Annotated in this window: 11 protein-coding genes; 3 read left to right on the top strand and 8 right to left on the bottom strand. The window is 37.0% G+C overall.

Going from position 1 to position 11,663, the window contains the following annotated elements; translation table 11 throughout:
* Positions 1-185: 185 nt before the first annotated feature.
* The 6 genes from ACMGDK_RS18360 to ACMGDK_RS18335 all read right to left on the bottom strand — a co-directional run bounded on the left by ACMGDK_RS18360 (position 186) and on the right by ACMGDK_RS18335 (position 5,512).
* Complete coding sequence (locus ACMGDK_RS18360) at positions 186-653, bottom strand: SRPBCC family protein (protein ID WP_436809265.1); 468 nt, start codon at positions 651-653, stop codon at positions 186-188.
* Positions 654-1,140: 487 nt separating this feature from the next.
* A complete protein-coding gene (locus ACMGDK_RS18355) occupies positions 1,141-1,542 on the bottom strand; it encodes a hypothetical protein (protein ID WP_436809264.1) in 402 nt (133 codons plus the stop codon).
* A 7-nt stretch (positions 1,543-1,549) separates the two neighbouring features.
* The gene (locus ACMGDK_RS18350; RefSeq protein WP_436809263.1) at positions 1,550-1,894 is read right to left on the bottom strand and encodes a hypothetical protein; all 345 of its coding nucleotides are present in this window, start codon (positions 1,892-1,894) and stop codon (positions 1,550-1,552) included.
* A gap of 68 nt (positions 1,895-1,962) precedes the next feature.
* Positions 1,963-2,466 (bottom strand): GbsR/MarR family transcriptional regulator, encoded by a 504-nt coding sequence (locus ACMGDK_RS18345; RefSeq protein WP_436809262.1) that lies wholly within the window; start codon positions 2,464-2,466, stop codon positions 1,963-1,965.
* 116 nt (positions 2,467-2,582) lie between these two features.
* On the bottom strand, positions 2,583-4,982 hold the full coding sequence (locus tag ACMGDK_RS18340; protein WP_436809261.1) for a vWA domain-containing protein: 2,400 nt from the start codon (positions 4,980-4,982) through the stop codon (positions 2,583-2,585).
* 11 nt (positions 4,983-4,993) lie between these two features.
* On the bottom strand, positions 4,994-5,512 hold the full coding sequence (locus ACMGDK_RS18335) for an RNA polymerase sigma factor (RefSeq protein WP_436809260.1): 519 nt from the start codon (positions 5,510-5,512) through the stop codon (positions 4,994-4,996).
* A gap of 231 nt (positions 5,513-5,743) precedes the next feature.
* Here ACMGDK_RS18335 and ACMGDK_RS18330 point away from each other — a divergent pair, with 231 nt between their 5' ends.
* Both ACMGDK_RS18330 and ACMGDK_RS18325 read left to right on the top strand, forming a co-directional pair.
* A complete protein-coding gene (locus ACMGDK_RS18330; protein WP_436809259.1) occupies positions 5,744-6,946 on the top strand; it encodes a C1 family peptidase in 1,203 nt (400 codons plus the stop codon).
* 169 nt (positions 6,947-7,115) lie between these two features.
* The gene (locus ACMGDK_RS18325) at positions 7,116-7,277 is read left to right on the top strand and encodes a bacteriocin-like protein (protein WP_436809258.1); all 162 of its coding nucleotides are present in this window, start codon (positions 7,116-7,118) and stop codon (positions 7,275-7,277) included.
* Positions 7,278-7,501: 224 nt separating this feature from the next.
* On the opposite strand, the gene ACMGDK_RS18320 is transcribed toward ACMGDK_RS18325, so the two are convergent.
* Positions 7,502-8,563: an NADH:flavin oxidoreductase gene (locus ACMGDK_RS18320; RefSeq protein WP_436809257.1), complete on the bottom strand. Its 1,062-nt coding sequence runs from the start codon at positions 8,561-8,563 to the stop codon at positions 7,502-7,504.
* A 122-nt stretch (positions 8,564-8,685) separates the two neighbouring features.
* Between ACMGDK_RS18320 and ACMGDK_RS18315 the strand changes: the two genes are divergently transcribed.
* The gene (locus ACMGDK_RS18315) at positions 8,686-9,072 is read left to right on the top strand and encodes a winged helix-turn-helix transcriptional regulator (RefSeq protein ID WP_436809256.1); all 387 of its coding nucleotides are present in this window, start codon (positions 8,686-8,688) and stop codon (positions 9,070-9,072) included.
* 84 nt (positions 9,073-9,156) lie between these two features.
* On the opposite strand, the gene ACMGDK_RS18310 is transcribed toward ACMGDK_RS18315, so the two are convergent.
* Entirely contained in the window at positions 9,157-11,589 is a 2,433-nt protein-coding gene (locus tag ACMGDK_RS18310; protein ID WP_436809255.1) for an alpha-ketoacid dehydrogenase subunit alpha/beta, read from the bottom strand.
* Between the last annotated feature and the right edge of the window lie 74 nt (positions 11,590-11,663).

The following is an 11,663-nucleotide window of genomic DNA, read 5'->3' as shown; positions in this document are numbered from 1 at the left end:
GGAAAGTCCCAACAATTTTGTGTTTAAAAATATAAATCCGACAAGGCTTACGTAACATTTTTCTGTGATAAAAAATCGAGTTCTGTACCTTTGGGAAGGTATTTCATTAAACCTCAGTATCTATCTCATAGTTGATGATGGCTAATTTCCGTCATTCTGTTTCCAGGAAGTTCATTCTTTTCGTTTTAAAGGTTAGTACTTGTACTTTTTTCCGCTATTTCCCTGATCAACTGATTCCGCTGCAACAGGAATTTCTTCATATAATCTTTCAGGAAGAAGTGGTTAAAAAGTTTTCCTATCCATCCCAGCGGAGATTCAAATTCAAAAATATCAATCATTACCGTACTGCCTTTTTTCTGTTTGAAAATATGCTGGTGCTTCATTGATTTAAAAGCTCCTTTAAGCATTACATCCGTGAATTGGGATGGCCTCTCCATGTTGATAATCTTTGTTGTCAAAGTTTGATTCACTCCTAAATGTCTGGCTCTCCAGGTTACTGTTTCGCTTTCTTCAATCAGTCCGGACGTTCTTCCTGCTATTGCTTTTTCATTGGTTTTTGATGTTGATTTTTGGTGCAGGTCAATATCTCTGGCTAAATCAAAAACTTTATGAATATCTGCTTTGATTAGGGTTTCTAAATATATTGTTGCCATTCTTAAGTTTTTAAGTTCGGGGTACAGATACAAGGTTTGGAAGATATTTATGTTTGATATTGATAGAATTTATAAGTATCGAAAATATAAACCAGAGCTAAAATTGGGCTATAATAAAGTCCGAAAAATGGGATCGCTATCAACAAATTATATGCCTGCGATTTAAAAAGGATAAGTAATAATAGAGAAATCCAGATGGGCATAATAAATACTCCGTAAATAATGAAAAGTATAGATTTTTCTTCCTTTAAAAAAAGCTTGATTATATAGCTTATTAGTTGAGAAATCCCTACCATAAAGTGAAATGACAGTCCTCCAATAAAAGAATTATCCATTGTAAAGATTGAGATAATCCTATAATTAAAATCAATAGCTGAATATAGAGGTCGTATTTTGCAAAGGTTTGCATAATCATTAATTTTAAAAGGTTAGAAAATCTCCTCTGGTTCTTTTGTTAGAAGATCTGAAGGTCAGATACATCCAGATTTTAAATATCAGTGTCTTCATTTCCGATACGTTTTTCTTTGTTAATGGCATGTTTACGGCCTTTCAGAAACAACAGGAGATTGAGAAGCATCATCAGTCCGAGATAGATAGAAAAACCTCCGATTTTTTTGCTTAAAGCAACAACCAGTCTTTCTACGGATTCAATCTGAAAAAACTCAATGATACATAAGCCAAATCCGATGTTCAGGAGATAAAAGCCTATTTTAAAGAGTGAGTTTGTTGCCATCGCGATGTCTTCTTTCTGGTGGAAAATATCAATCATGAATGTTTTTGAGTTTTTGAACAGAAACTGTGATACCAATACGGTAAGAGTAATCACAATTGGCAGATAGATCATGTACGCTGAAAAATTATACGTCTCGGTTAAAACTGTGGTGGTCATAGCTGTATTATTTTAGGGTTAATTTGTTTCTTAAGAAATAAAGTGTAAAAATGTTTATATAATGCAACACACAAAGGATCAAAGCTATATATCCGATACGGATAGCAGTAACTGCAATCAGTTCCTCAATAGAAGCTACTCTACTCCAAAATGCAAGATTGACAGCAATATATCCCAGGTTCAGCAGGTAGTAACATCCAAGAAGTATTCTGTTGATGGTAAGACACACATCTTGATCATGAATAAGATACTCCAGATAAAACTTTCCAGCCTGAAAACATCTCCTTCCTACATCTATGGTGATGTAAGAACTCACTGTAAGAAAAATGACATATGAGATTATATTAAACATCTTATAAATATTATATTTTCAGTAATTTTTGAAAATTAAATTCAAATAAAAAAGGATGGTGTCCTCTTTTATTTTAACAGGTTGGTAATTTTTCCTACCAGCCAATGATCATCACTTTTAATCGCCAGATCCATAATATTGTTGATCTTTCCCGTTACAGAACTGAAATCATCCATCAGCTTTACAAATTCTTTCGCTTCCTGAGAATCATTATCCTCTATGTTTTTTAATTCTTCCAGAAAAGCAATGACAGGTTCTATTTCCCTTTTTCTCCGTTCTTTTGTAATCTGTTTGAACAGGTACCAAACATCTTTTTCTGCAACAAAATATTCTTTACGGTCACCTTTTATAAATTCTTTTCTTACAATTCCCCAGTCTATCAAAGCCCGGAGATTCATATTGGCATTCCCTCTTGAAATTTCCAGCTGTTCCATTACTTCATCGGTGGAAAGCGGCTTGCCAGTGGCCAAAAGCAATGCATGAACCTGCGCCATCGTACGGTTGATTCCCCAGTTTGTCGCGAATGTTCCCCAAGTCTGGATATACTTTTCTTTTGCTTCTGAAAGTTTCATTTTTCTCTATTTTCAATTTCTATAACAAATGTAATTATATTTTTTGAATTTTCAATAATTTTTGAAAATTAAATTTAAAATAAAACAGACATCACAAAGCAATGTCTGTTTTAAAGCTATTTTTGAATAGACTTATACGTTTCTACGAGTCTTATAAATTCGGATCTGTAGCCTTCTTCATCTTTGTTCTTCCCTTCTTTGGCAAGTTTTTCAATATCGGTAAGATCTTTTTTGATTATTAATTTTGAACCTCTCAAAACCAATCCAAACCATGCGACAGAGGATGCAAATTTAAAATCTGGGCTTACAGAATGATCTATATTTTTCACAGTCTGCACTATTTCTGTACTGGTATCTCCGTCCGGTTTTTTATAACGGAATTTTATAGTTGCTAATTCATCATCAAAATTTCCAGAGGGAGAAGTTTTGTTGTATCTCAATTTATTCTCTTCAGGCAGAAACTGAGATTTCACACCGGCAGGAATCACTTCATATAAAGCTGTTACCGTGTGCCCGCTTCCCAACTCTCCGGCATCAATTTTATCATTGGTAAAATCTTCATTTCTCAGCTTTCTGTTTTCATATCCAATGAGGCGGTAAGAGCTCACATATTCAGGGTTAAGCTCAATCTGGATCTTAACATCTTTTGCAATAGTAAATATACTTCCCGCAAACTCTTTTCCCAGGAATTTATTAGCTTCCTGAAGATTGTCAATGTAAGCATAGTTTCCATTTCCTTTATCGGCAAGTGTTTCAAGCGTATTATCCTTATAATTCCCCATTCCAAAACCCAGACAGGTCAGAAAAACTCCGGATTTTCTTTTTTCTTCAATCAAGGTTTTTATATCTGAGGCGGAAGAAGCACCTACATTAAAATCTCCATCTGTAGCTATAATTACCCTATTGTTGCCGTTTTTGATAAAATGTTCCTGAGCCAGCTTATAGGCAAGCTCAATTCCTGCACCGCCTGCCGTGCTTCCTCCTGCCTGAAGATTGTCCAGTGCAAGAACTATTTTTTCTTTCTCTCTGGCAGAAGTCGGTGGCAGAACCATACCTGCACTTCCCGCGTAGACTACAATTCCAACCTTATCTTCAGGCCTGAGTTGATCCAGCAGTACCTTGAAAGAAGATTTCAGGAGTGGAAGCTTATTCGGTTCATTCATAGATCCTGAAACATCGATCAGGAATACAAGATTAGATACAGGAACTTTATCCATGGCAATGCTTTTTCCTTGGAGACCTATTTTTAAAAGTTTATGGGCAGGATTCCATGGTGCATTGTCATATTCTGTATTAATCGAAAATAGTTCATTATTTTTCGGCTGAGGATAACTGTATTTAAAATAATTCAGCATTTCTTCAATTCTTACTGCATTTTTATCTACAGTTTGTCCATTATTAATCATTCTTCTGATATTGGAATAGGCAGCATTATCTACATCAATAGAAAAAGTTGACAAAGGCTGGCTTTTGGTGAGCTCAAATGCGTTTTCTTCAAATGCATCATAGCCTTCATTGCCGTAAACAGAGTTCTGCTTGTATTGGCTGATTGTTTTCTGTATTTCCTCCATTCTTCTTTTCTCTTTTCTGGAAAGCCTTTTAGTTTTTACTATAATCACTCCGTTCGCTCCTCTGCTTCCGTACAATGCTGATGCTCCAGCTCCTTTTACAACTTCCACACTTTCAATTTTTTTGGGGTTCAATGCATTGAAATAATCACGCTGTACTATCTCACCGTTAACTACATATAAAGGTTCGTTCGTACTTTTCAGACTTGCTGCACCTCTTATGCTTATTTGATTATTACCTGAAAGACCATTATTGATTGCATTCATTTTATTAGCAATTTGATCACTTTTTCTCCGCTTAGTTCCGTAAGCCTGAATCTGAACTCCAGCTACTCTTCCCTGAAGTGACTGGGAAACAGTATTTGATGCAATATAATTAGACTGTATACTAACAGCACTTGAGGTATAAGCCTGTACCTTTTTAGGCGTAAAACCTGTTAAAACAACTTCTTCAATATTCTGCGTTTTTAAAGTGTCCTTCCGCTGCCCATCTCTTCCCGGCGCAGCAGGAACATTATTCTTATTAACGGCTAAGATTTTACTCTTGTCGTTCGGGTGTTTAATGACTTTATTTTTTGCTAAAGAAAGCGGTTCCTGTGATGATTTTGAAATTTCAATTTCCTTTTCAATATTCGATTTAACTGTGCTGTCTACTGTATAAATGTTCTTTTTTTCAGGATGTATTTCAGTACTGTTTTCTACAATTAAAGAGGCTGAATTTTCAACAGTTCCATTTTTACTGATAAAATAAAGTGCTCCCAAACCAAAAATTAGGCTGGCTGCGACTCCATAAGGAAGCCAAACCGGTAATATTCTCTTTTTCTCTTTTGTATCTAATTTTTCTTCAATCTTCGCCCAAACTTTATCAAAACCCTGAAAAACAGATGGCTCTTCTGAAAGCTTGGAAGCATCATTGAATCTTTTATCTATGTCGTGATTATTTTCCATTTTCCTAAAGTTTAAATGTTCTGATTGACTAAAAGTTCCTGTAGTTTTTTCCTTGCAAAATTGAGCTGGGATTTAGAAGTCCCTTCGCTTATCGAAAGCATAGAAGCAATTTCTTTATGCGGATACCCTTCAATGGCAAACAGATTGAAAATCGCTCTGCAGCCTTCGGGAAGAAAATTCAGCAGGCTCAGAATATCTTTTTCAAATGAAATGCTTTCTGATAAGGTTCCGGAAGTTTCTGCAAAACCATCATCCATGGAGACGAACTGTGCTTTGGCAGCTCTCAATTTCTGAAGACATTCATTCACTGCAATTTTTTTAGCCCATCCTTCAAAGGTGTCCAGATTCTGAAGCTGGGTGATCTTGGTGAATATTTTGTAAAAAGTATCGGCCAATACTTCTTCAATATCTTCATCATTTTTCAGATAGCGTCTGCAGACTGAGTACAGTCTGCCCGCCATTTTCTCGTAGACCTTCCGCTGGGCACTACGGCTGTTACGCTGGCATTCTATTAGTAATTCTCTTTCCATAGTCTGGCTTTATACTGTAATAGATGCATAAACTTTTGAATGGGTTGGAAACATTTTATTTTTTAGATGAAAGACAAAGAAAGCAAAGAAGGCTGAGAATACAAAAAACATAGCTGATTTGTAGATCATTTGCCTTATTCTGCTGCTTTTTTCACTTTTAAATTTAACTTTTCCGTTTGTAACAAATCTTTAGTATGAACGACTATTCATATAAATAATCTTTTTATAGTAATGAAAAATACCAAAATTGCCTCATTACTTTTTGTTTTGTCTGCAGGAAGTATGATGTTTGCCCAAGATGACTTGATCAACAAATTAAAAAACAATCAATCTCAAAATGCTAATTTTCAGTTCACGGCGTTAAAAGACGTAGGAGCTACTTCAGTAAAAAACCAGGGTTCGTCCGGGACATGCTGGAGCTATTCGGGGAATTCTTTCCTTGAATCCGAAATGCAGAGAATGGGTAAAAAGCCTGTAGATCTTGCTGAAATTTTCACAGCCAGAAATTCTTACCACGATAAAGCTAAACTATATGTACTGAACAACGGAGCGATCAGCTGGGGAGATGGCGGTGAACTCCACGATGTAGTAAACATGTACAAAAAATACGGTGCTGTACCTCAGGATGTTTATACGGGATTAAAATCTGGACAGACCCTTAATAATTTTAAGGAAATGCAGGGAAAATTAAAGCCTGTTTTAGACAGTCTTGTTCAGGCAGGATCAAAAGCACAGCTTACTGATAACTGGATGGATTCCGTAGATGCCATTTTGGATGAATATCTTGGAAAAGTTCCGGCTAACTTTACGTATGAAGGAAAAAATTACACTCCCAAAACATTCGCTAAAGAAGTTGTAGGAATCAATCCTGAAGATTATATCGAAATCTCTTCTTACAAAGATTATCCATATTACCAGAAATTCGTAGTTCCAATTCCTGATAACTGGAGCCATGATTCTGACTGGAATGTTCCAATGAAAGATCTTACAGCTATTATTGATAACGCTGTGAACAAAGGATATTCTGTGGGATGGGCAACGGATGTTTCCGAACCTTATTTCTCTTACAAAAATGGGGTTGCTTATGTTCCGGATATGGATCTGAACCAGATTACTGCTGAAAACAAGCAGACTTTGTTCACTGAACCTAAAAAAGATAAAACCATCACGGAAGACATGCGTCAGAAATCTCTTAACAACCTTTCTACTACGGATGATCATGGTATGCATATCGTAGGATTGGCAAAAGACCAGACTGGCAAAGAATATTATATGGTTAAAAATTCCTGGGGTGTAACTAATGATTTCGAGGGTTATCTGTATGTAACAAGACCATATGTAGAATACAAATCGACGGCTATTTTAGTTCATAAGAATGCTGTTCCAAAAAGCATCCTTAAACAGCTGAAACCAACAAAGAACATCGGTTTATAAAAACAATCACTGTTACCGTCATTATGGTAATTTTAGATATTTAAATCTGTTAAAACCGCGCTCCGATATTTTGGAGCGGGTTATTTTTTATTATTTGCAGTTTTATTTGTATAATATTTCGTCATTTGGTGAGAATAATATACTTTTATTATCCAACAAATTATTACATATGAAGAATCTAAAAAAGTTAGCAAAATCAGATCTAAAGAAAATTAACGGTGGAAATGCGCCAGACTGTCCTACAGGAACAACGGCATGCTATATTCCGCCGGCAAACGGTTTCCCATCCCGCTGGAAATGCATTTCAGACACAATGGAATGTCCGGGTTAAGAAAAGTCAAAACCCGCTTTCAGAAATTCTGAAAGCGGGTTTCTTTTAAATAAATAGGTGAAAATTTATAATATAAAAATAAAGAAAAATATAATTTGTGAATAGTCAATAGTGAATGGTTAATTTTGCTTTGCAAGTAAGTGGAATGCTCAATTGTCTTAATTACAACAAAGATAAAAATTGACAGCGAAGCGAATTCACAATTCACGATTGACCTTTCCGCCTTAATACAGTTTCGCCATGCTTTCTGCTGAAAAGTCAAGAAGGTCTTCTGTATTTCCGGTTTTTATTTTTTGAACCCACTGAGGATCCTGTAAAAGTGCCCGTCCTACTGCAACAAGATCAAATTCTTCATTATCCAGCCTTTTGATCAATTCGTTCAGGTCGGTTTTTTCAGTTCCCTGCCCTGCGAAAGCACTCATGAAATCTCCTTTCAGTCCTACAGAACCTACGGTGATCGTCGGCTGCCCTGTGATTTTCTTTGCCCAACCTGCAAAATTTAAATCTGAGCCTTCAAATTCCGGTTCCCAGAAACGGCGTTGTGAGCAATGGAAAATATCTACTCCGGCTTCTTTTAAAGGCAATAGCCATTCTTCCATTTCTGCTGGATTAGCAGTTAATCTGCTGCTGTAATCCTGCTGCTTCCATTGCGAAAGACGGAGGATAATAGTGAAATCCTCTCCTACTGCAGCTCTGATGGCTTTAATGATATCTACTGCGAAACGGTTTCTTTCTCTGATTGTTTTACCTCCATATTCATCGGTTCTCGTATTGGTTACTTCCCAAAAGAACTGATCGATAAGGTAGCCGTGTGCACCATGAACCTCAACAACATCAAAACCTAAATCTTTTGCAGATTTTGCAGAAGCAGCAAACTGTGCAATGGTATCCTGAATATCTTCTAAAGTCATTGTAGAAGCTTTCTCCATCGGAGCTAGCGGATAATCTTCAGACATTCTTGTATCTCCTACATGCCAGATCTGCGGTCCCATTTTGCCACCATTTTGGTGAACGGCACTGATCACGTTTTTCCAGCCTGCCAATGCTTCATTTCCATAAAAATCAGGAATGTTCTGCATATTTTTTGAAGACGGCCTGTTGATCACGGTTCCTTCAGAAAGAATTAATCCTACTTCTGAAGCTGCCCTTCTTGAATAGTACTCTGCGATATTTTGGGTAGGAACTCCATTATCAGATTGTGCCCTGGTCATAGGAGCCATTACGATTCTGTTTTTAAGTTCCAGGTTTTTGTAAACAAACGGTTTAAATAATGATTCTGTGCTCATTTTTAAATTGATATTTTATAATTGTTACACAAAGTAACTAATAATAGTTCGTTTTTGTATCTTTTATCAAAAAAATAGTGGTAACTTCGCAGTAACTTACATTAGTAACATAAAAGTAACGCATGGTAAAGAGTGAACTGATGAAATATAGCTGTCCTCTAGGCAAAGCAATGTCTGCGCTGGGAAGCAAGTGGAAACCGATCATTGTTTTGGTGATTAAAGACCGTAAGCTACGTTTCGGGGAACTAGCTGTACGAATTAATGTAATTTCCAGAAAAGTTCTTACGGACCAATTGAGAGAAATGGAAAGCGATGGATTGGTTATCCGTGAAGAGTTTAAAGAGCTGCCTCCGAGGGTAGAATATTCATTGACAGAAAAGGGATTGGCCTTGCTGCCGATTTTATATTTGCTGGAAGAATGGGAAGCGAAATTTACTGCTGAAGATTTTAATTCTGAAAAAAAATGTAGCTTATTGGATAAGGAAAACAGAAAGGAGGCCAAAGTCTGATATTTAGTCTATATTCCAATATGTTAAAGAGAAAACCGCTTCCAGAAATTCTGAAAGCGGTTTCATTTTATCTAAAAATCCCAATTAAAATATCGCAGGATATTTCTGAGGGTTTGCTTCATTAAACATCGCGTAAATTCTTTCTACCATATCATCTGAAGATGGCTTGCTGAAGTAATCTCCGTCGCTAGCATAGGCAGGTCTGTGATCGTTGGCTGCAATTGTCAACGGATCCGAATCAAGATATCTGAATGCTTTCTGCTTTTCAAGGATTTGTTGTAGAATAAATGCTGAAGTACCACCTTCCACATCTTCGTCAATCACGACCAATCTGTTGGTTCTTTTCACACTTTCAGCAATTTCATTCGTTAAATCGAAAGGAATTAATGACTGAACATCAATAACTTCTGCAGAGATTCCCAGTTTTTCCAACTGTTCTGCTGCATCCATTACAATTCTCCAGGTGGAACCGTAAGTTACCAGAGTAACATCTTTTCCTTCTTTGGTCACTTCAATTTTCCCTACAGGAACAGTGAATTCACCTAAGTTATCAGGCTGCTTTTCTTTTAATCTATATCCGTTCAGGCATTCAACGATAACCGCCGGATCATCACTTTGAAGCATTGTATTGTAGAATCCTGCCGCTTTCGTTAAGTTTCTCGGTACTAATACCAAAATTCCTTTAGAAAGATTCAGAATTCCAGCCATTGGAGAGCCTGAATGCCAAACGCCTTCCAGTCTGTGGCCTCTTGTTCTGATGATTACCGGAGCTTTCTGACCGCCTTTTGTTCTGTACTGAACAGTCGCCAGATCATCACTCATTCCCTGTAGGCAGTAAAGAATATAATCCAGGTACTGGATCTCAGCAATAGGTCTCAAACCTCTCATTGCCATACCGATACCCTGGCCAAGAATGGTAGCTTCACGGATTCCGGTATCCGCTACACGTACTTCGCCGTATTTTTCCTGCATTCCTTCTAATCCCTGGTTCACATCGCCAATATTCCCGGCATCTTCACCAAACACTAAAGTTTCAGGATATTTTTCGAAAATTTTATCAAAATTATTTCTTACCACTACTCTTCCGTCCACTTCTTCAGAATTTTCTGAGAAAACAGGCTTCACCTCTTTCACATTTTCAGCTTTCCACTGAGACTGTGAATATAAATGGGAAGAATAGTTATCTTTTTCTATTTCAAAAACTTCATTGTATTTCTGCATCAATTGGGTTCTTTCCGCAGAATTTGTTCCTCTTGTTGCCAGTAAAACTTTTCTCGTCAGATGGAAAATATCTTTTTTAGCTTTGGAAACCAATTTATTGAACTGAGCAATATACCCTTCGATTTCGGCATTCTGACCTTTAAGGTTTTCAACTAACGGAAGAACAGTCTGAATTAAATCTGTAATGGTCTTCTGGTAGTTATCCCAGGCATTTTTCTGGCCTGCTTTTACTATTTTTTTAGCTTCTTCATCTATCTTATCCAATTCTTCTGCTGAAGCAATAATTTCTTCTTTTCCTTCAATTTCGATTGAATAATTCAGGATCCATTCTTTGAATTTCACCATTCCATCAAAATCTGCCTCCCAGGAAAGACGCTCTTCATTTTTATATCTTTCATGAGATCCTGAAGTGGAATGTCCCTGGGGCTGAGTCACCTCAATAACATGAACCACAACCGGAATACTTTCTGTTCTGGCAAAATGTTCAGCTCTGGCGTAAGCATCCAGTAATGAAGGATAATCCCATGCTTTTACCTGAATAATCTCACAGCCTTGATTTTCTCCTTCTTTTCTCTGAAAACCGCTTAACATTTCAGCAATGTCGGCTTTTGCTCTCTGGTTTCTGGTTGGAACTGAAATTCCGTACCCGTCATCCCAGATAGAAACAATCATAGGAACCTGAAGTGCACAGGCTGCATTCAACGTTTCCCAGAAATGTCCTTCTGCTGTAGAAGCATCACCGATTGTTCCGAAAGCAACTTCATTTCCTCCTTTTGAGAACTTTTCAGAACCTTCAAATTTTACACTTTTATACACTTTAGAAGCCTGAGCCAATCCTAATAATCTAGGCATCTGTCCTGCTGTAGGGGAAATATCCGAAGAGATATTTTTCTGTGCTGTAAGGTCTTTCCAGCTTCCGTCTTTGTTTAAGCTTCTTGTGGCAAAATGCCCGTTCATCTGTCTTCCAGCTGATGCCGGCTCCCTTTCAACGCTTGTATCGGCATACAGCTGTGCAAAAAAGCTTTCAACCGTTAAAGCATCTACTGCTAATGCAAAAGTCTGATCCCTGTAATATCCTGAACGGAAGTCACCATTTCTGAAAACTTTCGCCATGGCCAGCTGAGGAAGTTCCTTACCATCCCCAAAAATTCCGAATTTAGCTTTTCCTGTAAGCACTTCTCTTCTTCCAAGATAAGACATCTCGCGCGATATCTTTCCTAACCTGTAATCTTCAAGTATCTGGTTTTTAAAGTCCTGGAAAGAAATTTGCTGTGTTTCAATATAGGTTGTCTGCATAGCTAGATATAAAAGTTTTTATTCTTCAAGTATGCCGCTAATATACAATTTTTAAATTAATTTTAATTTTCAAT

The organism is Chryseobacterium hilariae, assembly GCF_051400735.1.
In the GTDB taxonomy this organism is placed as follows: domain Bacteria; phylum Bacteroidota; class Bacteroidia; order Flavobacteriales; family Weeksellaceae; genus Chryseobacterium.
The sequence above is the reverse complement of the archived record's forward strand: the minus strand, read 5'-3'. Positions and strand labels throughout refer to the sequence as shown.